The following is a 22,017-nucleotide window of genomic DNA, read 5'->3' on the forward strand; positions in this document are numbered from 1 at the left end:
AAATGAAGTCATAATAGTGCAGGAAGATACCAGTACGGACCTCTATATAATTCTGAAGGGTAAGGTGAAAGTTACTCTTATGAGCGAGGAGGGAGAAGAGTATATCCTGACGGACCTGCATGTTGGTGACTATTTCGGCGAGATGAGCCTTATCGATGGAAAACCCCGTTGTGCAACGGTGGTTGCCGTGGAGGATTCGACGTTCGCTGTGTTAAAGCGGGAAAGGCTGATTGAAGCGTTAAAGCGGGACCCCATACTTGCGCTCGATCTGCTCTCGACCCTTGTGCATAAGCTGAGAAAGGCAACTGAACGGGAAGAACGCTTTGCATTTCTTGATGTGCGGCAGCGGTTATTAAAACTGTTTGGGGAACTGATAAGAGAAGAGGGCAAGAAGGTAGAAGACGGTTTCTTCAAAATAGGCAAGCGCACCCAAAAGGAACTGGCCATAAGAATAGGCGCTTCACGGGAGGCGACCTCGCAGATCCTAAGAACTCTTGCTTCCGAAAAGATAATTATAGAGAAGGACACGTATTACCTTATAGCACCTTCCGTATATACAGAAGACTTTGAGTAAAAAACCGTAATAATACTTCATATCACACCTGCGAAGAACTTCCCTAAGAATTCTATTTTCCGTCCAATGGTATTTTCACCTTCCTTGATGGTGATTTCACCTTTACTCTGTTGCCTTATGCTGAAAAGATAGAGCCAACAAGAGATAGAGGTGCAGTATTAAGAACTGGATTCAAGCTCCCTTTTTAAGGGGGAAAAAAGAAGGAGGGACGGAATGAAAAGGTCTATTAAGGAAGTAGCAGTCGTCTTATTGGTTATTGCAGTAATCGTTGTCGGTATGTTGTCTGGAGCATCGGAAGCTGGTGCTGGTTCAGTACAGGGAAGTTGGGTTCTCGTTTCAATCTATAACGATCAGGATGGCAAGAAAACTGATGTGTTCGGTGCCAATCCCAGAGGCTCCCTGATGTTGGCTCCTGATGGCCGGTTTTCACTGACCTTTTTGCGGGCAAGCCTTCCGAAATTCGCTTCCAAGGCCCGCCAGAAAGGAACCGTTGAGGAAAACCAGGCTGTTGTCCAGGGGTCCGTCGCCGCTATCGGAACATACACCGTGACGGGCGATAAGGATATGACGTTGAATCTGCACATAGAAGGAAGTACGTTCCCCAACTGGGACGGCCAGGATCAGAAGCGGCCCGTTACCGTTACCGGAGACGATATGAAGATGATAAACCCCACCCCTTCCGTTGGTGGCGGAACGAATTTAGTCATCTGGAAACGGGCCAAGTAGGCAACGTGCATACCGGGGGAATATGTTTTCCCCGGTTCCCTCGGTATGCGCCCGGTCTTTTTCTGATAAGTGAATAATTAAGCGCACCAAGGAGATGCACTATGGAGATGGAAAGTGGATTAAACCGCAGGGATTTTCTTAAGTACGCAGCAGCAACCGGCGTTCTGGTTGCAGCCGGAGAGGCATTGAACCCCGGTGCAATGGCAGAGGCTGCCACGGGTTTCACCGAAGTAGATAAATTGACGATCTGGATACTGGCAGACAACTATTTTGACTCTAATGAGCCTGACACAAAAATTACAAAGCGCTATCGCTCAGTGGCCGGGAAATCAATGAGTGCGCAGCACGGTCTTTCTTATTATATCGAGACGGTTGTTGGTGGAAAGACAAGCGCCTGTATGTTCGATTTCGGGCTTGACCCGGTAAACGTGCTGAACAATATTGCGTTGTTAGGGCTTGATATTGGCAAGACAAATGCCTTCAGCCTGAGCCATGGCCATTACGATCACTATACAGGCGCGATCAGTATCATCAGGCAGAACCAGTCCAAGATTGCTGCTGGAACACCTTTTTATGTGGGCGAGGAGGCCTTTGCCCGGAGATATGCACTTCGCCCTGGAGCAACAGAACCCACTGATGTTGGACAACTAAGCAAAGAAGATCTCGAAGCCCTTGGTGTAAGGGTTGTGGAGACGAAGACCCCGACCGAGATCATCCCCGGCGCGTACGTCAGCGGGAAAATAGAGAGGGTAACGAGCTATGAGAAAGGGTCTGCGTCTCAGCAGATAAAGCGAGGGGACAAGATCGAACCCGACACCTTTCCGGGTGAGCAGGCTGTTATTTTCAACGTAAAGGGGAAAGGCCTTGTGGTCCTTTCCGGGTGCTCGCATTGCGGGATCGTAAACACAGTCAAGCATGCGCAGAAGATCTCAGGCACGGAGAAGGTGCACGCGATCATGGGAGGCTTCCATCTTATTGTTGCGAAGCCTGAGCTTATTCAAAACACTGTTGCAGACATCAAGGCAATGAAGCCCGACCATATCGTAGGCACCCATTGTACCGGGTTCAGGGCGCTGGTGGCCATGAGCAGGGAAATGCCTGATGCCTTCACCATTAATACCTCGGGAACGAAGTATACCTTCGGCGCATAGGCGTCGGCGTTGAAAGGAGAACTATCATGAAACAATATATTACGGAAGCGGCAGTCTCGAAACGAAATGACATTATCAGGATTTTGCTGATGTTCACTGCGTTTTTTATACTGGTATCACCGTCATTGTCGTCGGCAGGGCCGAAGGAAGACGTAGCCGCGGTCATGCAGACATGGATCGATGCAATGAGCAGGCACAATATGGACGAAGTGGTTGCTCTCTATGACTCGGAGGCGGTTTTTTGGGGAACGAGGTCTGCCTCGCTTCGCGACACCCCAGCTGCTGTTCGGGACTACTTCAAACTTCTCCAGACCGTCCCGCCGTCGTATAAGGTCACTCTGGGTGAACAGCGGATCCGGGTATATGGGGACATTGCTATCAACACAGGAACCTACACCTTTTCCGAGGATCGCGAAGGGAAATCAGTCGTACGACCTGCACGATACAGTTTTGTCTATCGGCAGCGTGTCGGCCGCTGGTTAATTGTAGATCACCACTCGTCGGCAGTGCCTGCGCAGCAGTAGGCCGGGTAGAGCAACGCGAAGCCTGATCTTATTCAAATACCGTTGCCGATATCAAGGCGATGAAACCAGACCATATCGTGGGGACCCACTGCACCGGGTTCAGGGCGATGACGGCCATAAGCAGGGAGATGCCTGACGCCTTTATCGTAAATACGGCGGGGACAAAGTATACCTTTGGCTCATAAGCGTTATGGAAATAGAGACAATATCTTCACAAGGGGAAGTGGTATTCGACTTCCCCTTGTGAAGCTTCCGAGTAATAATCCGCATTTGTTTCAATTTCTGATCAGTGATTGCTTGTTTCTACAACTTCCTGTTGTCGACCACTCTTTTTGCCTTGCCTTCAGTGCGTTCAATGGTCTTTTTCTCGACGATTTTCACCTGCACCGATATGCTCAGCTCCGAGGCGAGGCGCTTTCTGATCGTCTCGATCAGTTCATGCTGCTTCTTCATCTCGTCAAAGAAGATCGATTCTGATACTTCGACCATCACTGTCACCTCGTCCAGCGCGCCCTTGCGGTCAACCACGATCTGGTAATGGGGCTCTGTTCCCTCCACGCTCATCAACACATTTTCAATCTGTGACGGGAAGACGTTGACACCCCTGATGATCAGCATGTCGTCGGTCCTGCCCATAACGCGCTGCATTTTGACGTTCTTTCTCCCGCAGGGGCAGGGCTCAGGAATGAGGCGCGTGAGGTCCCGCGTCCTGAATCTGATGACCGGGAAGGCTTCCTTGGTAAGGGTCGTTATTACCAGTTCTCCGATTTCGCCCGGGGCAACGGGCTCAAGGGTCTCGGGATTGATGATCTCCACCAGGAAGTGATCTTCGTTAATATGCAGACCGTTACGCTCAAGACATTCACCGCCAACGCCCGGACCCATCACTTCGCTCAGACCATAGTTGTCTGTTGCGATGATCCTGAGCTTGTCCTGGATCTCCTTCCGCATCTTTTCTGACCAGGGTTCAGCGCCGAACAGGCCGTATTTGAGGGACAATAAGTTAATATCGATCCCCATCTCCTGGATCGTATCAGCAATCAGCAGTGCATAGCTTGGCGTGCAGACAAGTGCGGTTGTCTTAAAGTCCTGCATGATCTTGATCTGTCTGGCCGTGTTGCCGCTTGAGATCGGGATGACCGACGCGCCGATCCGCTCTGCTCCGTAGTGCAGACCGAACCCTCCGGTGAAGAGACTGTATCCGAATGCTATCTGGACAACGTCATCTTTGGTGACGCCGCCCGCGGTGAGCACACGCGCAACAAGGTTTGACCAGTTCTTGATGTCATTTTTTGTATAGCCCACGACCGTTGACATGCCGGTCGTGCCGGAAGATGCATGGATCCTGACTACTTCCCTCAGCGGCACGGCAAAGAGACCGTAGGGATAATTGTCCCGGAGATCGTTTTTGGTCGTAAAGGGGAGTTTTCTCAGGTCATCGAGGGATCTGACTTCATCGGGGTCAACACGCATCTCATCAAATTTCTTCCGATAAAACGGCACATTCATATATACCCTTGACAGTGTAGCCTGGAGCTGCTCAAGCTGGAGCTGCTTCAGCTCCTCGCGGTCCATGCATTCTCTTTCCGGTTCCCAGTACATATCCACCTCCGTTGCTATATCGTTGTTTCCGTATCAAGGTCTCTGCCGAGATAGGCCCTCTGTACATCGCGGTTTGAGAGCAGGTCTTCGGCGTTCTCTTCAAGAATAATCCTTCCCGTTTCAAGGACATATCCCCGGTCCGCAATGCCGAGCGCAGCCCTGGCATTCTGCTCGACGAGCAGGACCGTGCTGCCTTCATCCCGAAGGCGGCGAACGATCGAAAAAATATCTTTTACGATAAGCGGCGCAAGGCCCATTGACGGCTCATCCATCATGATCAGTTTCGGTCGTGCCATCAGGGCTCTGCCCATGGCGAGCATCTGCTGTTCTCCCCCGGAGAGCGTTCCGGCAAGCTGCTTTTCCCGTTCCCTCAGCCTGGGGAAGAGCCCGAAGATGCGCTCAAGGTCCTCTTCGACCTCATTTTGTTTGTTGCGCCGATACTGCACATACCCGCCCAGCAGCAGATTTTCCCTGACCGTCATCGGTGCAAATACCTGTCTGCCCTCGGGGACGAGCGAACAACCGAGAAATACGATCTTTTCGGGAGAGAGGCGTGCTATGTCCTGCTTTTCAAAGAACAACTCACCAGCCCGTGATCTGATCAGCCCTGCTATGGTCTTAAGCAGTGTTGTCTTTCCTGCGCCGTTTGCTCCGATGATCGTGACAATCTCTCCGGGGCTGACATGAATCGAGATATGTCTCAGGACCTTGAGGCGGTCGTATCCTGATTCGAGGTTCCTTATCCTAAGCATCATCTTCCCCAAGATAGACCCTGATGACTTCAGGGTTCTTCTGGATCGCGAGAGGCCGGTCATCTGCGATCTTCTGGCCATAGCTCAGGACGACGATTTCATCGGATATATTCATCACGAGAGACATGTCATGTTCCACCAGCAGTACGGTTACGCCAGTATCGCGGATGCGTGCAATAAGCTTTGCCATTTCTGCCGTTTCCCGCATATTAAGTCCGGCCGCCGGCTCATCCAGAAGCAGCAGTTTTGGCTCACAGGCGAGCGCCCTGCCTATTTCGAGGATCCTCTGCTGGCCGTACGCAAGACTTGTGGCTTCGGTATCGGCGAAGTCAGCAATGCCGAGGAATTCCATTATTTCGAGGGATCGCTCCCTGAGTTTTTTTTCTTCCCGTGAAGTCCAGGGAAGATTCATCATGCCTGCCAAAAAGCCCGCCTTGCCATGCAGATGCCTGCCGATCATCACATTTTCAAGTGCGGTCATATGCGTGAAGAGCCGGATATGCTGAAAGGTGCGCGACATACCTTTTGCCGCCACCTGGTAGGGCTGCAGACGATGAATTTCGGAACTGCAGAAGCTGATAACTCCCGAGTCGGGAGTGATAACGCCGGAAATAAGATTAAACAGCGTTGTCTTGCCTGCACCGTTTGGACCGATCAGGGCCTTAATCATCCCCTCGCGTACCGAAAAGCTGACATTGCCGACAGCCTGCAGTCCGCCGAAACGCTTGCTGAGATCATGAACTTCCAGCATGTTCATGCCTCTTTGCTCCCTGATCCCTTCCCCGGGGAGAACCGCATTTTTATGCCCTGAAGGACTTCACTGCGGAGCAGTCCTTCAGGGGCAAAAAGCATAATAACGATCAATATCGCGCCGAAGATAGCATCGTCATAAGACCCGAAGTAGCCCCGCAGGGAAAGGAAGTTCAGAATAATACCCATGGACAGTGCTCCCCAGAGATTAGCCATCCCGCCTATTGCCACAATCGCCACATAGCGGACTGATTTCATGATCGACGCCTCAGACGGACCGATGCCTCCATTATAGTGGGTAAGAAATACCCCTCCCATTGCGGCAAAAACAGCGCTCAGCACAAAGATCTGCAGCTTATACCTTGTTGTATTTACACCCATGGCATTGGCTGCGTCCTCTGCGCTATGGATAGAGCGAAGTGCCCTGCCGACGCGCGAATGGATGAGGTTGGTGAGCAGCAGCATCCCAAGCACTACCAGGCCCCAGGCGATATAATAGTTCTGAACTCTTATCCCGGTTTTCCCGCTCACTTCAAGGCCAGGCAGTATCCTGAACCCGGGGATGTCGGAAAGTCCGTCCGCAGCACCGAAAAATCCGGTACCGAGAACCAGTTTGTAGACAATGGTGCCGAAGCCGAGCGTTGCCATCGCAAGATAATGGCCCTTGAGCTTCAGAACAGGGCCGCCTATGACATAAGCGATTGCTATCGTGATCACTATTGCGGTGATGAAGGCTGCCCATGGATGAAAAACAAGAGAGCCTCCGCCATAAAGGTCCTGCGCTGCCGTCAGTATCCCGGTCTTCGAAAGTGCGGCGAGCACGATATTGTCTTTGTAGGGCGTCAGGTCGTGCGTGGTAAGAAACGCCGAAATATAACCGCCTATGGCGAAGAAACCGGCATGTCCCAGGGATATCTGTCCTGCATATCCCATAAGCAGGCAGAGGCCTATTATCACGAGTGAATAGTAGCCGGTCATGGTGAACTGCGTCATGAACTGGGGTCTGTCTGCAAAGACAGTCAGGAGCTGTACGGCGATTATGGCGATGCCGAAGACAACGACCGGCATATATCGAGAACGCATTCTCAGAACTCCTTCAGGCGGGAGGCCTCAGCGCTGCCGAAGATGCCGCTTGGCCGAACAAACAGTATCAGAAGAAGGATCGTGATCGAAACAACGTCCTTAAATGCTGAAGGCATGAGCGAAACACTGAAGGACTCGATAATGCCGAGAAGCAGCCCTGCGGCAATCGCTGCGGTACTGTTGCCGAGTCCGCCGAGGATAGCTACGGTGAAGCCCTTGATCGCCAGCCCTGTACCGCTGTCATACTGCACGTACGTGATCGGAGAGACAACGCATCCGGCAAGTGCGCCGATGCCGGCGCTGAGTATAAATGAGAGCGTTACCATATTTTTTGCGCTGATACCGCAAAGCTGTGCGGCATCACGGTTTGCTGAGCAGGCGCGCATCTGTCTGCCTAACAGGGTATAGTCGAAAAAGAAGTTCAGAAGAAGGACGATCACGGCAGAGACGCCGGTGACCCAGAGCACCTGCGGCGAAATATGCACATCGCCTATCGAAAAGACTGTCACCTCCGTGCCGGTGAAATAGGGAAGGGCGCGAACGCCCTCGCCCCATATATGGAGCGCTGCCTCACGGATGAAAATGGATATGCCGATCGTGATAATGATCATACGGAGCACTGAGGGGTTGTCGAGCCAGCGGATAAAGATGACTTCGATAAGTGCGCCGATGATCATGGTCGCGAGAACTGCCGCAAGAATTGCCGCAGGCAGGGGCATAATGGTATGCAGTGAAACGGCGATCATGCCGCCCAGCATGACGAACTCGCCCTGGGCGAAATTGATGATGCCCGTGGCGTTATAAATGATATTGAACCCGATCGCGACGATCGCATAGATCGTCCCGTAGGTTATGCCGGCGACAAGATATTGGGAGAGAAGTTCGATATTCATGCAGTAAGCTCTGCAGGGGCGGTTTCCCGCCCCTGCGTCAGAAACCTATTTCTTTTTGGAAGCTCCTTCTTTCTGGGACGGGGCTGAAAGCAGTACAAACTTGCCCTTCTTTACGGTCAGCATCTCAAATGCATTGATGTCAAGACCGTTATGGTCCTGCGCAGTAAAGTTGAAAATACCTGCGGTGCCTACTACGCCCTTAAGTCCTTCTATGGCGCTGCGGACGGCTTCCTTGTCAGCCTTGCCGGCCTTTTCGATCGCCTTTGTCAGGATGAGCATGGCGTCATACGCATGACCGCCAAACGTGCTGGCCTCTTCCTTGAACTTGGACTCATAGTCTTTCTTATATTTGGTCAGGACAGCCTTCTGCGGATGGTTCTTCGGCAGTACATCTGCAATGAGGAGCCTGCCGGCAGGAAAGATCACGCCTTCAGCAGCCTCGCCGGCCGCCTCAACGTATTTGATGTTGCCGAAGCCGTGGCTCTGGAATATGGGGCCCTTGAAGCCGATCTGTCTGGCGTTCTTGATCACGATTGCCTGGGCCGGTTCAATGGACCAGTTGATGATCGCTTCTGCGCCTGCAGCCTTTACCTTGGTAACCTCTGCGGTAAGGTCTGTGGCCTTGCTGTCATACGCTTCACTGGCAACCACCTGAATGCCGTGCTCGGCTGCGAGCTTCTCGATCTGCTCCTTGCCTGCCTTGCCGAAGCCGGTGTTGCTCGCCAGAACGCCTGCCTTGACAAGCTTCATGGCTTTCATCTGCTGAAAAATCTTGATCACCGCGTCCTTGTCCATCTGGGGTGTTTTGAACACATACTTTGCGACAGGGTTCACGATCACTTCAGCGGCTGCGCAGGAAAGAAGAATTGCCTTTGCCTCTTCAGCCACGCTCTTGATCTTCATCGTCTCACCGCTCGTTGATGGGCCGATGATGGCGAGGACCTTGTCTTCCTCGATCAGCTGCTTTGCAAACGACAGCGCCTTCTCGGGGTTTGCCCCGGAATCCTTGATGATCAGCTCGACCTTCATTCCCTTGATGCCGCCTTTTTTGTTGATATCCTCAACGAGCATTTCGAGCGTCTTCGCCTCAGGCGCTCCGAGGAATGATGCCGGGCCTGTGACCGCAAGGATCGCCCCGATCTTGATGGTGTCCTTTGCAAATGCAGGTGCTGCGAGGACCATAAACGTCAACAACAGTACTGCCAGAATCTTAACTGTCTTCATGCTTTCTTCCTCCGTTTGATGGAATTAAAATTTAGATCGAATAGATCTCTTCGCCTTTCATGATTTTGATACCTGTCTTTTGCAGCGCGTCGATTGCCTTTTCCAGTTCATCGAAACGGAAAATGATGACCGCATTTCCGGCCGACTTCTGAACAAACGCATACATGTATTCGACATTGATGCTGTTGGCCTTCATCACGTTCAGGATCTCTGCCAGACCTCCCGGTTTGTCTGCCACCTCAACGCCGATCACCTCGGTCTTGCCGACCGTGAAGCCTTTTTCCTTTAGTACCTGCTTTGCCTTTTCGGTGTCATTTACGATAAGACGCAGTATGCCGAATTCCGTTGTGGCTGCCAGTGAAAGGGCGCGGATGTTGATCCCTGCCTCTGCAAGCACGCTGCAATACAATCCTTTACTGAGAGCTGAAGGCTGGTCGCTGATTGCCTATTTTACAGTTTCCTGTTATCGATCACCCGTTTCGCTTTTCCTTCTGACCGCTGGATGGTCCTGGGCTCAACGAGTTTAATTTTGCAGGAGACGCCCAGCAGGTCCTTGATCTCCCGTTCGATCCTCCTGCCCAATTTTTCGAGCACCTTGATCTCGTCAGAGAAGATGGTTTCGCTTACCTCCACCTGCACTTCCATAATATCGAGGGATGCCTGGCGGTCGACGATAATCTGATAATGGGGTTCGACCCCTTCGATGGACATCAGCACATGTTCTATCTGTGAAGGGAAAACATTCACTCCCCTGATGATCAGCATGTCATCAGTCCTTCCGGTTATACGCTGCATCCGGTGGAAGGTCCTGCCGCAGGAGCAGGGTGCGTCAATGATCCTTGAGAGGTCTTTCGTGCGGTACCGGATGACCGGGAAGGCCTCTTTAGTGAGCGTTGTAAAGACCAGTTCGCCCAGTTCGCCATGCGGCACGGGCTCAAAGGTTTCCGGGTTGACAATCTCAGGGATGAAGTAATCTTCAAACACATGGAGGCCATGCTTCTCTTCAATGCACTCGGAGGCAACACCCGGTCCCATTACCTCGCTCAGACCGAAGATATCGATCGCCTTTATGTTCAGGCGCGCCTCGATCTCCTGCCGCATATTTTCCGACCAGGGCTCTGCTCCGAAGAGACCGACACGGAGTTTCAGGCTCTTCGGGTCTACACCCATTTCCTTCATCACATCAGCAAGGTTCAGGGCATAGGAAGGTGTACACATGAGCACTGTCGAGCCGAAGTCCTGCATCAGCATGATCTGGCGCTTGGAGTTTCCGCCGGAGATCGGGATGACTGCCGCGCCGAGTCTTTCCGCACCGTAATGCGCGCCGAGGCCTCCGGTGAACAGGCCGTACCCATAGGCATTATGCACAACATCACCGGCATGTGCGCCGCCTGCCGAGAGGGTCCTTGCCATGAGTTCTGCCCATGCGTCAATATCGTTTTTGGTATACCCGACCACGGTCGGCTTCCCGGTCGTGCCTGATGAGGCATGGATTCTGACCACCTTTTCAAAGGGAACGGCGAAAAGGCCGAAGGGATAGTTCAGGCGTAAATCTTCTTTTGTGGTGAAGGGCAGTTTTCTGAGATCCGCGAGTGCTTTGATGTCAGCCGGCTTTACGCCTGCCTCGTCCATCTTCTTCCGATAATAAGGGACTGCGGTATAAACCCGCTCGACAAGATTCTTCAGCCGCTTCAGCTGCAGGGCTTCCAGTGCCTCTCTTGGCAGTGTTTCGAACTCTTCGTTCCAGATCATAACTGCTCCTTCTGCGGCTTCGTAAAAAGTCCGTATGCTGCGTTACGCTTCGAAATGCGTCACTGCGACGTATCTTCCGATACGCCTCATTCCTCATTTCTTGCCCGCCTTGCCTCCGGCTCTTTTTACAAACCCGCCTTCTTTATATGCTTAATTAAGGCTCATTACGAGTCAGTACGCATTCCCCGCACGGTCTCTTTCCCTTTCAGGAATGCGTCAATATTTACTTTCCTGATCTTCTCCGGTATCCGTTTTTCGATCACCTGCATAAAAATGTTCTCCTGGATCGGCAGAAAAACCGAAAGCGCGCCGACCAGCACCATATTGACCGCCCTGGTTTCTCCTATCGAGCGGGCGATATCAAAGGCGTCGATCGGAAAGACCGATAACTTACGTTGTTTGAGCTGGTCGAGGACATCGGCCGGATACGTGTCCATGCCGGTTGCAACCGGCGCAGGAAGGATCTTCTGCGTATTGACGATCACCCGGGTGTTGCTGTTCATATAAGGGAGATAGCGCAGGGCCTCCAGCAATTCAAAGGAGACAACAAGGTCTGCATCACCCGGCTCAATGAGTGGTGAGTAGACTTTTTCGCCGAAGCGGATGTGCGATATGACTGAGCCGCCGCGCTGGGCCATGCCATGCACTTCGCTCTGTTTTACGTCAAACCCCGAATGAATGCAGGCAGATGAGATCACCTCGCTTGCAAGGAGGATTCCCTGTCCGCCGACTCCGCAGAGAAAAAGGTTCATGACCTTATCCATTCTTATTACCATTGTCCTGGTCCGCAGCAACGATCGCCTTGAACTTGCAGAGCGGTGCACACTGACCGCAACCGTCGCACATTACCGCATTGATATAGGAATGTCCCTTCTGGGTTTCTTTATAGCCTGACTGTTTTGCCTCTTCAGGGGTAAGCGGCACCCATTCGATGGCAGGACAGCCGATCCTCAGACACGATCTGCATCCGGTGCAGTTGGCTTCAATAACACGGTGAATGTTCTTGTCCTTGCGTTTTTTCATCTCAGGAAGCAGTGCGCAGGGCGCTTTGGTGATGATGACCGAAGGCTCCGGCCTCTCGATCTCCTGCTTAAGGATCTTGCCGGCCTCTTCGTGATCATGGGGATTGACCGTGGTCACATGCTTGACGCCGATGGCTCTGCAGAGCGCCTCAATGTCGATACCTCCGCTTAAGTCGCCGCCCAGCGTAACGCCTGTTGAGGGGTTTGGCTGGTGGCCGGTCATGCCGGTAGTTCTGTTATCAAGGATGATCACCGTAGAAAAACCGCGGTTATATACAACATCAATCAGCCCGGTAATGCCCGAATGCATAAAGGTTGAATCGCCGATCACTGCCACGATCTTGCCGAGGGATTCTTTGCCTAAGGCCTTTTCCATGCCAAAGGCAGTGCCGATGCTCGCGCCCATACAGACACATGAGTCCATGGACGAAAGCGGCTTGAGCGCAGCCAGTGTATAGCAGCCGATATCGCCAGCTACAAAGACCTTGAGTTTTGAGATTGCGTGGAATATGCCCCTGTGCGGACAGCCTGCGCAGAGGTTTGGGGGCCTCATCGGTATGGGCACCGGTGCGAAGAGTTCTCTGACAGATTCTCCGGTAATGGACTTCCTCAGAATATGCGAATTCAGCTCTCCGGAGGCGGGTATCAGTTCCTTGCCCTTGCAGGAGATGCCCAGGGCCTTTACATGGTTTTCGATAAAGGGATCGAGCTCTTCTACGATTATAAGCTCCTGCACCTGTGCTGCAAAATCCCTGATCAACCTGTCGGGGAAAGGATATGCCATGCCTAACTTCAAGACCGATGCCTCAGGAAAGGCCTCCTTAACATAAAGATAGGAGACGCCTGAGGTTATGAAACCTCTTGTCTTATCTGCCCATGCAATGCGGTTTTCGGGAAAAGTCTCTGCGAACTCCCTGAGCCTGCCCATTCGTTTTTCGAGTTCCCCTCTGCGTTTACGCGCATGGGCCGGAAGCATAACGAACTTTTCAGGCATCTTTTCTATGCCGAGCGTGGCCTTTGAACTCTCTGTTTCCCCGATCGTCACGATGCCTTTTACATGGGCGACCCTTGTGGTGGTCCTGAGCAGGACCGGAGTGTCGAACTCCTCGCTTATTCTGTAGGCGATTTTCAGGAACTCTTTTGCCTCTGTTGCATCTGAAGGTTCCAGCATAGGCACCTTGGCAGCGTATGCATAGTTGCGGTTGTCCTGCTCGTTCTGGGAACTGTGCATCTCAGGGTCGTCAGCAGTCACGATCACAAGACCGCCCTTGACGCCGGTATAAGCAGCAGTGAAGAGCGGGTCAGCGGCAACGTTCAGACCGACATGTTTCATGGTTGCCAGCGCACGAGCACCGGCAAAAGAAGCACCTAACGCCACTTCAAGTGCCACTTTTTCATTCGGAGCCCATTCAGTATAGATGCCTTCATACGTGGAGAGGTTTTCGAGTATTTCTGTCGACGGCGTGCCTGGATATCCGGACGCCACTCTGACGCCTGCCTCAAAAGCACCCTGTGCGAGCGCCTCGTTGCCGGAAAACAGCACCTTATCTCCAATGTTCTTCTTATTTTTCATGAGGTTATCCAGTTATAAAAGAGTTTTAGGTTATCATACCCCCGCGTTATTTTCAATAACTTAGCATGGCTGATTTTGAGCGGCCTACGCCATGTTGCCTGCAATGCCAGCTTCTGTTGCTATTTGTTATAATAATTCGGCCATGAAATTACCTTATGATGAAAGACAGCAGGATCAGGCAGACTCGGCACTTGACCTTGTAGGAAAAACACCTCTTGTAAGGATTTCTAAAATTACGGCACATCTGAGCCGGGATATCAGGATCTACGCAAAGATCGAGCGGGGCAATCCCGGCGGCTCGGTTAAAGACCGCGCAGCCCTGTGCATGATCAGTGATGCTGAGGCTTCAGGACTTCTCACCCGGGACAAGGTAATTATTGATTCCTCATCAGGCAACACCGGCATTGCCTATGCAATGATCGGCGCGGTCAAGGGCTACAGCGTGAAAATCGTTATCCCGAAAAATGCCAGCATCGAGCGTAAGAAGATCATTGCCGGCTTCGGCGCAGAATTGATCTTTTCGAGTCCGTTTGACGGGGCTGACGGGGCCATACGGCTTGCAAAGGAGATCGTCGGCAGGGACCCTGACCGATATTTTCAGCCCGATCAGTACAGCAACCCTTCGAATCCAAAAGCGCATTATCTTACCACAGGGCCAGAGATCGTGAGCCAGACAAAAGAGGGCATTACACATTTTGTCGCCTGCGTCGGCACGGGCGGCACAGTCATGGGTGCAGGAAAGGCGCTCAGGGAGCATAACCATAATATTAAGATCCTGTCCGTTCACCCTGATGACGCCATGCACGGCATAGAGGGCATGAAATATCTTGAAGAAGGCGCCATTGTACCTGCTGTTTTTGATAAAGGTTTTCCGGATGAGCGGCTTACCGTGGATACTGAATCGGCCTTTGCCATGACCCGGCGGCTGGCGCAGGAAGAAGGGCTGTTCGTGGGACATTCCTCAGGCGCGGCCCTGACCTGTGCGCTTAAGGCAGCTGAAAAACTTGAGCAGGCAGTTATCGTTGTAATGTTCCCTGACGGCGGGGACCGGTATCTGAGCAGGGAACTGTGAAACAATATATGCTGACCTCCGATGCTATTGAGGCGGTCTCAGTCCATGCCAAAGAGGATTATCCTGCCGAGTGCTGCGGCATCGTGGTTGGCAGCGGCAGCACCCAGCAGGCGCATCGCTGCAGAAACCTGCAGGATGAACTTCACGGGCAGGACCCAAAGACGCATCCGCGGACCAGCCGCGAGGCCTATGCCATAGACCGTCAGGAAATGGAGCGCATTATAGACGATGCTGCTGCAAAAGGCGACAAGGTTATTGCATTTTATCATTCCCACATAGACTGCGGGGCCTATTTCTCTGACATGGACAAAGAGGTCCAGACCGTCTTTGGCGAGCCTGAGTTCCCTGATGCATTGCATCTGGTGGTTTCTGTGTATGAAGGACAGGCGCGGCAGATGAAGGGATTTCTCTGGCACGCTGAAAAGCAGGACTTTATCTGTGTGATACAATGAAACTGAAGTATTAAAGCCATGGGAGGGCCGGCATGAGACCAGGACCAGTCTTAAAATTTATTGTGACACTCCTTTCCTCTGTAATCTCTTTATGCCTTCTGACAGGCTGCATTGTGCAGTCTGTCAATCCGTTTTATGGCAAAGAGACCATCGCTGATCTGCCTGCAGTCTATGGCAAGTGGGTACTCAAGGAGAGCAGTGTTGATGAAGGACTGAATAAGGAATGGACCTTTTCTGCGGATAAAATCTCGCTGCCCGATACCAAGACCGGTTCCTCTGCTCTTTCTTCCCGGTTTTTCAGAATAGGTGATATGCTCTTTCTCGATGCGACTGCGGATTCTCCGCAGGAGGGTCTCAGTGTATGGTGGACGCTGCATGTAGCGCCGGTCCATACCGTCTCCCTCGTCATTGCAGGCGATAAGACCATGAAGATCATCCCTCTGGACGCCTCCTGGATGGAAGCGGCAGTCAAGAATAAGACGGTGTTGCTGCCTTCCGTATGGCATCAGGAGCAAAAGACCTATCTGTTTACTGCAACCTCCGCAGAGTGGGCGGCATTTCTGAAAAAGTATGGAAAGGACCCAAACGTCTTCCCGGAAAAGGAAGCCTTTGTTTTTGTGAGGCCTTGAGAAGAGACTGATGCATCAATCTGCAGAAGCCAGGATCATGGCGGATGCTCCGAAGGCTGTTGTGCGATGAATATTACTCCATTGGGACAATATCTGCTCCGTGAACTGCCTGAAGCCAGGCATTACCTCCAGAAGGCGCTTGATATCCAGTCCGCGCTCAGCGCAAAGGGTGCGCATCGGATTATTGGCGTTATTATGACCGAAAACGGCTGGATCAGCGAAAGGATTCTTCAGCGCTGCCTGCTGAGACAGCGAGAGGACTGCCTGCGCGATATTGCATTGTTTGAACCAATACCGGTCAGTTCGTTGCAGGCGATTGCAAGCCAGTCACTCCATCTGGTGCTGCCGATCGATGCGGTTATTTTCAGGCAGCATGACAAGGGAGACAGCTACTTCATCATCGTCTCAGGCAGTGTTGCGCTTTCGCGGACGAGTGAGAGTGGACAGGAGGTCCCTACGGCCGTGCTTGGGCCGGGTGAAGGTTTTGGTGAACTTGCCCTCCTGACCGGAGCTGACCGTGCTTCTACGGCCATGACCAAAGAACGGACCGTGCTGATCTCTGTACCGAAGCCTGTGTTCGACTCCATGCTTGCTGCCAATCCTTCTGTTATGCAGGGATTTATCCGGGTGCTTGCCGAACGGTTGATGAAAGGGTCCGATCGGATCGCGAATGCAAAAGCCATCGAGGACGCATACCGCTCATTCATCTCCGAACAGAACAGCAGACATAATCCAAAAATCCTCGGCAGCACAGCAGCTGTTCGTGAGGTGCTCGCCGAGATTGACAAGGCTGCCGGTGAAGACGGGCACGTGCTGGTCCACGGGGAGGCTGGTACCGAGCTCTGGGATGCTGCTGCACTCATTCATCGTAACGGCGGCAGCCTCTTCACCTATGATGCAGGTGCCTCTGTCGATTTTTCCGGCCAGGGTTCTTACGAAAAAGGGCTAAGCCTGGACATGATCCAGATAAGCGCACTGTTCGGAAGGTCAAAAGACTCTGTGCCTTCCCGCGTGGGCAGACGGATCGGCCTGTTTCAACTCGCAGATAACGGCGCTGTCATCGTCGAAAATATCGATGCCCTGACTGCGGCGGCACAGGAGATGCTTGCCGATTATCTTCTTTCCGGAACGTTCTGCGCCTTCGGAGACGCAGCTCCGCTTAGCGCCAGGGTCCGCGTGCTTGCCACCACGCATGCCGATATCGAAATGCTCGCAGCACAGGGAAAGTTCAGCCAACGCCTTCTCGGTTTGATCGGTGCGACCCGGATCATGCTCCCGCAGCTCAGATTGAGGAAAAAGGATATCAGGGAGACCGTTGAACACTATATCCACCGTTACAACCGGCAGCTCGGACTGACGATCGAAGGTTTCGAAGAAGACGCGTACAAGGCGATCATGGCATATGACTGGCCCGGCAACCACGATGAACTCGCGAGCGCCATTCGCAGGGCCATGTCTATCTGTCAAGGCTGCACGCTCGCTCCCGAGCATATCTTTCTCAGCCCACCGCCTGTCAGCGGCCAGATTGCCTTTGATCTTTTCAGCTATGATCGGATCAAAAATCTTTTCCTGAATAAAAAGTTTCCGGTTGCGCTGCAGTTGTCTGCCCTGCCCGGCATAGCTCTGATCATACTGCTCGGCTTTTTCGGCAGCCAGGATCCAAATCGCAATGTGGCCCTTGTCCTTACCTGGGCTTTTTGGGAGCCGGCTGTGGTTATGGGGAGTTTTTTCCTCGGCCGCTCCTGGTGCAGCACCTGCCCTATGGGTCCGACCGGATATCTCATCGGCAGATTGTTCGGACTTAATATCAAAGTGCCGCAGATTATCCGAACGTATGGGATTTATATGACGGCTGCCGGAATCGCCTCCATATTCTGGGCCGAGTCTGTTTTTGATATGCCTCATTCACCGAAGGCAACCGCAATACTCGTGCTTACGATTGCATTATCGGCGCTCATTGTCGGATATATTTTTGAGCGCCGCACCTGGTGCCGGTATCTCTGCCCGTTGGGCGGCCTGGTGGGCTTTCTGTCACGATGCTCTGCGGTTGAACTCAGGTCAAACTATAACATCTGCAATACAAACTGCCTGAAGCATGACTGCTATGTCGGCAACGAAAAAGGCCCAGGCTGTCCTCTCTTTGAAGGCCCTTTTTCACTCCATTCAAATCAGAACTGTGTGCTTTGCGGCAACTGTGTAAAGATCTGTCCGAACAACTCGCCGGTATTTAATCTGCGCATCCCCGCTCAGGAGCTTTGGGCCTCGTCGAATTTTGAAGCGAGCGGCGTGATTGTCGGTGCGGCACTTATGGGAACGCAGATCTTCAGAGGGTTCGAAATGAATGGGCTGTTGCATTCATTTGAATCAGCTGCCCTTTGGTGGCTTTATGCCGCGTTCCTTATTCTGGGTTGTTCTGGTGCTGTGGTTGCTTTTGCTATAGCAGCCGGCAGGAGATATTTCCCCCGCAGTGAGTCGGCAGACAGAGGTATGTCGCACTTCATATACTGCCTGATTCCGCTTAGCGTTGCCTTTGAAATAAACTTCCATCTGGCAAGGCTCCTGACATCAGGCGGAACGATCTTTCAGGTCCTGGGAAGACAACTCGGTCTTGAGGGATGGTCGCTATCCTTTGCTGCAGCACCCTTCACCATAAAGGTGTTTCAGGTGCTGATCCTGCTGGCAGGCTCTGCCATAAGCCTTAAGATTGCACATACGTTTTCTGAAAGATTTAGTGACGACAGAGCTGCATACAGACCTGCCCTGCTTTTCGCTCTGTTCTACCTGATACTTTTTCTTGCAGTGTAACGGAGAAAGGCTGACTGCTTCTCAGGCAAGCAGTTTTTATGCATTTCCCCGAAGAATGATTACTGAACTACAGAAACCCATCGATATGGCCACCCGCAGGTCAGATGAATCATCATTCTTATCAGATGTGTGCCCGCACCCACGCTATCAGTTGGTTCAGGTCGAGCGCTCCTGATTGTCTGGCAATTTCTTTGCCGGATCTGAACATGACGAGCGTGGGGATGCTCTGTATGCGGTATTGCCCTGCAATCATCTGCTCCTGATCGGTATTGAGCTTTGCAAAGCGCACCTTTGGTTCTAATTGTGCTGCAGCCTGCGCAAATGCCGGGGCCATCATTTTGCATGGGCCGCACCACGCTGCCCAGAAATCTACAACAACTGGAATGTCGCTTCGTGAGATATGCGTCTGGAAGGTCGCGTTGGTCAACTCCATTGGCTTGCCCTGGAAGAGCACGCCCTTGCATTTTCCGCACTTCGGCCCGGCAGAGAGTTTTTCCGCAGGAAGCCTGTTTATACCTGCACATGCAGGACAGACAACATGTATCGCATTGCTCATGATATCAGTATATCAGGAAATCTTCGTGTAACAGAACAGCACACCCTGGCGGATGTCGTGCTCACCAATGTCACTATTTCTTAAGCTCTTCTTCAATCGCTCTCACTGGTATATCAAAGAAGCGATAACAGTCGGAACCCCGCTTCAGATAATAAGGGACGTTCTTTTCATGCACTTTTTCAAAAAGAAACTTTGTGAATAGCTCAAGCATAATTTTATCCAAAATTATATAGCATGCAATATGACTTACAAGTGAAAATTATTTTCGTTTCTTTTCAGGCAGATAGCCCCTTCAATTTTTTAGAATTTCCTTCGGTCGGTTTTTGCAAAAGGTCTGTGGCGGCGCGGCTTACGCATTTCGTTATAACAAAAATAATAATAACAACGACCTTGACAAGCGATGTCATACATTGTAAACATATATCATGGTCGTTTACGAAGAAAACGTTAAGAAGGCGGTTGCTAAGGGCTATTTGCCTAAAGATGTTTTTCTGAGATTCAACAATGTATTCATTGCGCTGGACACAACTCACGACTTGAGTCTTTTTGATATCAAGAAAATAAAATCATCCGAAAAAAGGACATACTATCGTGTCAGGAAAGGAAAATACAGAGCCATATTCTATATTGAAGATAACAGCTATTTTGTCATATCAATAGCCAAGAGAGAGGAGGTATACGATAAATGGGAGTGATATCTATAAGATTGAATAAAGACGAGGAAAAGATTCTAAAAAAATTGTCCGACCATTTTCATGAGGACAAATCCGCCCTGGTGAAAAAATCATTGCATGAGTTGTATGACAATATTCTGGATTTAGATGAAATAAAGAAATTCGAAACTAAAGAACGTAGAGGCAAAACATCTTTTTATACAGCAGAAGATATTTTAAAAGCATAGAACCGTTATCACAACCTCATACACGGGATCGGCGGCAAACCTCCCCGTGATTCGTGCGTGTTAGGTTCAAGAGGAATGAATAAGAGAAGATCAGAAGAGTCGATAGCTTCGCGTCCCACGTATCTCGTGTCGCAGAACCTCCTGAACGGCAGGCCTCTTCCACAGGGTGCAATTCTCTCCGATCCGCAAGAATTGAAACACATAAACACCTATGGCAGCCTGCCCGAATACTACATTGATTATCCTTTCACGTGCATTGACTGTGGTTCAAGTGAAATATGGACCGCAGAACAACAGAAGTGGTGGTACGAGGTAGCAAAGAAACACATAGACTCATTTGCTGTCAGATGTCGTCAGTGCAGGCACAAACGAAAAAAATCGGTCAGAAGTGGAAGCAGGTCGAAGAATGAACCTGACCAGGCGTTGTAGCCGACAGATCACTCTTGCATTTCTGCCCTTTGCCTTTAGAGTCCAGTCCATGTGCAATGGGCCGATACGGGCAGGCAAGTGCGCCTGCGGCTAAAAACTGCGCCATCTCCCCGTGAACTTTGTGTCAGGCAGTTTCAAGCAGTTGTAAGGCATTTTTCCGGAGGATGCGGTCCTCCATCTCCTGCCCCAGTTCGAGCCCCTTTAAGAGCGAAACCGCCTGTCCCTGATCAGCCCAGGGCGAATCCGAACCGAACAGAATATGGTCCTTTGGGTGGTTCAGGATGATGCGGCGGGCCGTCTCTTTCGGCATGCAGTCAAGGGAGAAGGAGATCTCCATATAGATCTTCCTGCCTGAAAGGTGTTTTTCGACCTCGTCCCAATCTTCCCATGCGCCGAGGTGTGTTGTTACCAGTTTCAGGTCGGGGAATGCGTCGAGCACGTTCAGGATCATCTTTGGGTCGCATTTTCGTTGCCGCTCGAAGGCGAGATCGAAGCCTGTGTGCATGACGACGATAAGTCCCTGTTTCTGCAGTTCTTCGTAGATCGGGAAAAGCCTTTTTTCGTCAATGCTGAATTCCTGATAGTAGGGATGGAACTTGACCCCTTTGAACCCCTCTGCCGAGATCTTCCTGACCAGATCAGCAGCGTTTTGTGATTCGGGATGCAGGGAGGGAAAGGGGATAATCCTGTCTGAACTGATCTGTTTTGACCAGTTAAAGATCGGGTCGAACTGCGACGGCTTTGTGGCGATCATGCAGATGACGCTCTTTTCGATGTTGCTCCTGTCCATGGAGGCGAGAAGCGACGAGACTTTGCCGTCGAGAAAGGCCTGGACGTCATACTTCTTCCGGCCCTCTTCAAGAAGGACCTGTACAGCCCGCTCAGCCAGTTTATCCGGAAAGGCGTGGGTATGAAAATCAACGATGCCGTTCATGCCCGTTAGTATAAAGTGAGCGTGTTGTGGAAATCAAAATGATGGCATTGCTCTTGCCAGGGCCTATTTTTTCATCTGCCCTTTGATCATGTCGAGATAGCCGATGAAGATATCCGCTTCGATATTATCAACAAAGCACATCTTTTTCCCCGTTGGGTCTTTGATGATGTTCATATCCGGATCGAGAAAGAGCATGAGGCAGTCGTTCTTATAATCGTATGTATTCCCGAGATCTTCTTCTTCCCTGGTGAGCGGTTTGGTCAAATCAATGAAGACAGGCACAAAATCTTCATTGATCTTTTTTGCTATCCGGGGATTTGTATAAACGCCTTTTTCGAGCTTTTCACAGCGGGGACAGCCCTTGCCGAAGAAAAAATCCACAATCATCGGCTTCCTTTCAGCCTTGGCCTTTACGGTGCCTGCCTTCAGCGTATTCCATTTGACGTCTCCGCCAATGGCAAAAGCCGAAGAAGTAAGCAGCAAGATTATCAGAGTGAGGGCAGATGCGGATCTTTTCATCGTGAAATACCTCCACGTGCAATTTTTATGTCCTTATTTATATGCTATCACAAAGCGTTTTTTGCTGCATGAAAATAAAGTCATACAATGGGTG

The 22,017-nt window shown here is 51.4% G+C and carries 25 protein-coding genes; 11 read left to right on the forward strand and 14 right to left on the reverse strand.

Going from position 1 to position 22,017, the window contains the following annotated elements:
• The 4 genes from HZB31_12670 to HZB31_12685 form a co-directional block, all read left to right on the forward strand.
• Positions 1–574 (forward strand): Crp/Fnr family transcriptional regulator (locus tag HZB31_12670; protein MBI5848772.1); only part of this gene is annotated, 574 nt, incomplete at its 5' end.
• Between the two features lie 213 nt (positions 575–787).
• Positions 788–1,300 (forward strand): lipocalin-like domain-containing protein, encoded by a 513-nt coding sequence (locus tag HZB31_12675; protein MBI5848773.1) that lies wholly within the window; start codon positions 788–790, stop codon positions 1,298–1,300.
• 101 nt (positions 1,301–1,401) lie between these two features.
• Positions 1,402–2,451 carry a twin-arginine translocation signal domain-containing protein gene (locus tag HZB31_12680; protein MBI5848774.1) on the forward strand — a complete coding sequence of 350 codons (1,050 nt, stop codon included), beginning with the start codon at positions 1,402–1,404 and terminating at the stop codon, positions 2,449–2,451.
• Between the two features lie 89 nt (positions 2,452–2,540).
• Positions 2,541–2,975, forward strand: coding sequence for an SgcJ/EcaC family oxidoreductase (locus HZB31_12685; GenBank protein MBI5848775.1), 435 nt, complete (start codon positions 2,541–2,543; stop codon positions 2,973–2,975).
• Between the two features lie 303 nt (positions 2,976–3,278).
• Here HZB31_12685 and HZB31_12690 read toward each other — a convergent pair whose 3' ends face one another.
• The 10 genes from HZB31_12690 to iorA all read right to left on the reverse strand — a co-directional run bounded on the left by HZB31_12690 (position 3,279) and on the right by iorA (position 13,626).
• Entirely contained in the window at positions 3,279–4,577 is a 1,299-nt protein-coding gene (locus HZB31_12690) for a phenylacetate--CoA ligase (GenBank protein ID MBI5848776.1), read from the reverse strand.
• Between the two features lie 14 nt (positions 4,578–4,591).
• Positions 4,592–5,329, reverse strand: coding sequence for an ABC transporter ATP-binding protein (locus tag HZB31_12695; protein ID MBI5848777.1), 738 nt, complete (start codon positions 5,327–5,329; stop codon positions 4,592–4,594).
• Complete coding sequence (locus tag HZB31_12700; protein MBI5848778.1) at positions 5,322–6,080, reverse strand: ABC transporter ATP-binding protein; 759 nt, start codon at positions 6,078–6,080, stop codon at positions 5,322–5,324. Before HZB31_12700 ends, HZB31_12695 begins: the two co-directional genes overlap by 8 nt.
• A 2-nt stretch (positions 6,081–6,082) precedes the next feature.
• Positions 6,083–7,147, reverse strand: coding sequence for a branched-chain amino acid ABC transporter permease (locus HZB31_12705; protein ID MBI5848779.1), 1,065 nt, complete (start codon positions 7,145–7,147; stop codon positions 6,083–6,085).
• Between the two features lie 17 nt (positions 7,148–7,164).
• Complete coding sequence (locus tag HZB31_12710; GenBank protein ID MBI5848780.1) at positions 7,165–8,055, reverse strand: branched-chain amino acid ABC transporter permease; 891 nt, start codon at positions 8,053–8,055, stop codon at positions 7,165–7,167.
• Positions 8,056–8,100: 45 nt separating this feature from the next.
• Entirely contained in the window at positions 8,101–9,279 is a 1,179-nt protein-coding gene (locus HZB31_12715) for an ABC transporter substrate-binding protein (protein MBI5848781.1), read from the reverse strand.
• 31 nt (positions 9,280–9,310) lie between these two features.
• Entirely contained in the window at positions 9,311–9,721 is a 411-nt protein-coding gene (locus HZB31_12720) for an ACT domain-containing protein (protein MBI5848782.1), read from the reverse strand.
• An 8-nt stretch (positions 9,722–9,729) separates the two neighbouring features.
• Positions 9,730–11,031: a phenylacetate--CoA ligase gene (locus HZB31_12725; protein ID MBI5848783.1), complete on the reverse strand. Its 1,302-nt coding sequence runs from the start codon at positions 11,029–11,031 to the stop codon at positions 9,730–9,732.
• A 164-nt stretch (positions 11,032–11,195) separates the two neighbouring features.
• The gene (locus HZB31_12730; protein ID MBI5848784.1) at positions 11,196–11,795 is read right to left on the reverse strand and encodes an indolepyruvate oxidoreductase subunit beta; all 600 of its coding nucleotides are present in this window, start codon (positions 11,793–11,795) and stop codon (positions 11,196–11,198) included.
• The gene (gene iorA, locus HZB31_12735; GenBank protein MBI5848785.1) at positions 11,788–13,626 is read right to left on the reverse strand and encodes an indolepyruvate ferredoxin oxidoreductase subunit alpha; all 1,839 of its coding nucleotides are present in this window, start codon (positions 13,624–13,626) and stop codon (positions 11,788–11,790) included. The genes HZB31_12730 and iorA overlap by 8 nt, the downstream gene beginning before the upstream one ends.
• Before the next feature lie 142 nt (positions 13,627–13,768).
• Here iorA and HZB31_12740 point away from each other — a divergent pair, with 142 nt between their 5' ends.
• The 4 genes from HZB31_12740 to HZB31_12755 all read left to right on the forward strand — a co-directional run bounded on the left by HZB31_12740 (position 13,769) and on the right by HZB31_12755 (position 18,584).
• Positions 13,769–14,698 (forward strand): cysteine synthase family protein, encoded by a 930-nt coding sequence (locus tag HZB31_12740; GenBank protein MBI5848786.1) that lies wholly within the window; start codon positions 13,769–13,771, stop codon positions 14,696–14,698.
• A complete protein-coding gene (locus HZB31_12745; GenBank protein MBI5848787.1) occupies positions 14,695–15,150 on the forward strand; it encodes a Mov34/MPN/PAD-1 family protein in 456 nt (151 codons plus the stop codon). The genes HZB31_12740 and HZB31_12745 overlap by 4 nt, the downstream gene beginning before the upstream one ends.
• Before the next feature lie 32 nt (positions 15,151–15,182).
• Positions 15,183–15,779, forward strand: a complete 597-nt coding sequence (locus HZB31_12750) for a hypothetical protein (protein MBI5848788.1) — start codon at positions 15,183–15,185, stop codon at positions 15,777–15,779.
• 66 nt (positions 15,780–15,845) lie between these two features.
• Entirely contained in the window at positions 15,846–18,584 is a 2,739-nt protein-coding gene (locus HZB31_12755) for a cyclic nucleotide-binding domain-containing protein (protein MBI5848789.1), read from the forward strand.
• Positions 18,585–18,705: 121 nt separating this feature from the next.
• On the opposite strand, the gene trxC is transcribed toward HZB31_12755, so the two are convergent.
• Positions 18,706–19,140 (reverse strand): thioredoxin TrxC, encoded by a 435-nt coding sequence (trxC, locus tag HZB31_12760; protein ID MBI5848790.1) that lies wholly within the window; start codon positions 19,138–19,140, stop codon positions 18,706–18,708.
• 73 nt (positions 19,141–19,213) lie between these two features.
• Positions 19,214–19,351, reverse strand: a complete 138-nt coding sequence (locus HZB31_12765; protein MBI5848791.1) for a hypothetical protein — start codon at positions 19,349–19,351, stop codon at positions 19,214–19,216.
• Between the two features lie 214 nt (positions 19,352–19,565).
• Here HZB31_12765 and HZB31_12770 point away from each other — a divergent pair, with 214 nt between their 5' ends.
• The 3 genes from HZB31_12770 to HZB31_12780 all read left to right on the forward strand — a co-directional run bounded on the left by HZB31_12770 (position 19,566) and on the right by HZB31_12780 (position 20,470).
• On the forward strand, positions 19,566–19,835 hold the full coding sequence (locus HZB31_12770; protein MBI5848792.1) for a hypothetical protein: 270 nt from the start codon (positions 19,566–19,568) through the stop codon (positions 19,833–19,835).
• A complete protein-coding gene (locus tag HZB31_12775) occupies positions 19,826–20,041 on the forward strand; it encodes a hypothetical protein (GenBank protein ID MBI5848793.1) in 216 nt (71 codons plus the stop codon). The genes HZB31_12770 and HZB31_12775 overlap by 10 nt, the downstream gene beginning before the upstream one ends.
• Before the next feature lie 75 nt (positions 20,042–20,116).
• Positions 20,117–20,470: a zinc-ribbon domain-containing protein gene (locus tag HZB31_12780; GenBank protein MBI5848794.1), complete on the forward strand. Its 354-nt coding sequence runs from the start codon at positions 20,117–20,119 to the stop codon at positions 20,468–20,470.
• Between the two features lie 124 nt (positions 20,471–20,594).
• On the opposite strand, the gene HZB31_12785 is transcribed toward HZB31_12780, so the two are convergent.
• Both HZB31_12785 and HZB31_12790 read right to left on the reverse strand, forming a co-directional pair.
• Positions 20,595–21,404 carry an amidohydrolase family protein gene (locus HZB31_12785; GenBank protein MBI5848795.1) on the reverse strand — a complete coding sequence of 270 codons (810 nt, stop codon included), beginning with the start codon at positions 21,402–21,404 and terminating at the stop codon, positions 20,595–20,597.
• 63 nt (positions 21,405–21,467) lie between these two features.
• Positions 21,468–21,923 carry a thioredoxin family protein gene (locus tag HZB31_12790; GenBank protein MBI5848796.1) on the reverse strand — a complete coding sequence of 152 codons (456 nt, stop codon included), beginning with the start codon at positions 21,921–21,923 and terminating at the stop codon, positions 21,468–21,470.
• Between the last annotated feature and the right edge of the window lie 94 nt (positions 21,924–22,017).

It is taken from the genome of Nitrospirota bacterium, from assembly GCA_016235245.1.
GTDB lineage: Bacteria > Nitrospirota > Thermodesulfovibrionia > Thermodesulfovibrionales > UBA6898 > UBA6898.

Coding starts and splice junctions, on each gene's coding strand:
- HZB31_12765 (MBI5848791.1), bottom strand. CDS start 19,351: ATGCTTGAGCTATTCACAAAGTTTCTTTTTGAAAAAGTGCATGAAAAG.
- HZB31_12790 (MBI5848796.1), bottom strand. CDS start 21,923: ATGAAAAGATCCGCATCTGCCCTCACTCTGATAATCTTGCTGCTTACT.
- HZB31_12695 (MBI5848777.1), bottom strand. CDS start 5,329: ATGCTTAGGATAAGGAACCTCGAATCAGGATACGACCGCCTCAAGGTC.
- HZB31_12780 (MBI5848794.1), top strand. CDS start 20,117: ATGAATAAGAGAAGATCAGAAGAGTCGATAGCTTCGCGTCCCACGTAT.
- HZB31_12675 (MBI5848773.1), top strand. CDS start 788: ATGAAAAGGTCTATTAAGGAAGTAGCAGTCGTCTTATTGGTTATTGCA.
- HZB31_12725 (MBI5848783.1), bottom strand. CDS start 11,031: ATGATCTGGAACGAAGAGTTCGAAACACTGCCAAGAGAGGCACTGGAA.
- HZB31_12785 (MBI5848795.1), bottom strand. CDS start 21,404: ATGAACGGCATCGTTGATTTTCATACCCACGCCTTTCCGGATAAACTG.
- HZB31_12730 (MBI5848784.1), bottom strand. CDS start 11,795: ATGGATAAGGTCATGAACCTTTTTCTCTGCGGAGTCGGCGGACAGGGA.
- HZB31_12715 (MBI5848781.1), bottom strand. CDS start 9,279: ATGAAGACAGTTAAGATTCTGGCAGTACTGTTGTTGACGTTTATGGTC.
- HZB31_12775 (MBI5848793.1), top strand. CDS start 19,826: ATGGGAGTGATATCTATAAGATTGAATAAAGACGAGGAAAAGATTCTA.
- HZB31_12750 (MBI5848788.1), top strand. CDS start 15,183: ATGAGACCAGGACCAGTCTTAAAATTTATTGTGACACTCCTTTCCTCT.
- HZB31_12705 (MBI5848779.1), bottom strand. CDS start 7,147: ATGCCGGTCGTTGTCTTCGGCATCGCCATAATCGCCGTACAGCTCCTG.
- HZB31_12700 (MBI5848778.1), bottom strand. CDS start 6,080: ATGCTGGAAGTTCATGATCTCAGCAAGCGTTTCGGCGGACTGCAGGCT.
- HZB31_12710 (MBI5848780.1), bottom strand. CDS start 8,055: ATGAATATCGAACTTCTCTCCCAATATCTTGTCGCCGGCATAACCTAC.
- HZB31_12740 (MBI5848786.1), top strand. CDS start 13,769: ATGAAATTACCTTATGATGAAAGACAGCAGGATCAGGCAGACTCGGCA.
- HZB31_12685 (MBI5848775.1), top strand. CDS start 2,541: ATGTTCACTGCGTTTTTTATACTGGTATCACCGTCATTGTCGTCGGCA.
- HZB31_12680 (MBI5848774.1), top strand. CDS start 1,402: ATGGAGATGGAAAGTGGATTAAACCGCAGGGATTTTCTTAAGTACGCA.
- HZB31_12755 (MBI5848789.1), top strand. CDS start 15,846: ATGAATATTACTCCATTGGGACAATATCTGCTCCGTGAACTGCCTGAA.
- HZB31_12690 (MBI5848776.1), bottom strand. CDS start 4,577: ATGTACTGGGAACCGGAAAGAGAATGCATGGACCGCGAGGAGCTGAAG.
- iorA (MBI5848785.1), bottom strand. CDS start 13,626: ATGAAAAATAAGAAGAACATTGGAGATAAGGTGCTGTTTTCCGGCAAC.
- trxC (MBI5848790.1), bottom strand. CDS start 19,140: ATGAGCAATGCGATACATGTTGTCTGTCCTGCATGTGCAGGTATAAAC.
- HZB31_12770 (MBI5848792.1), top strand. CDS start 19,566: ATGGTCGTTTACGAAGAAAACGTTAAGAAGGCGGTTGCTAAGGGCTAT.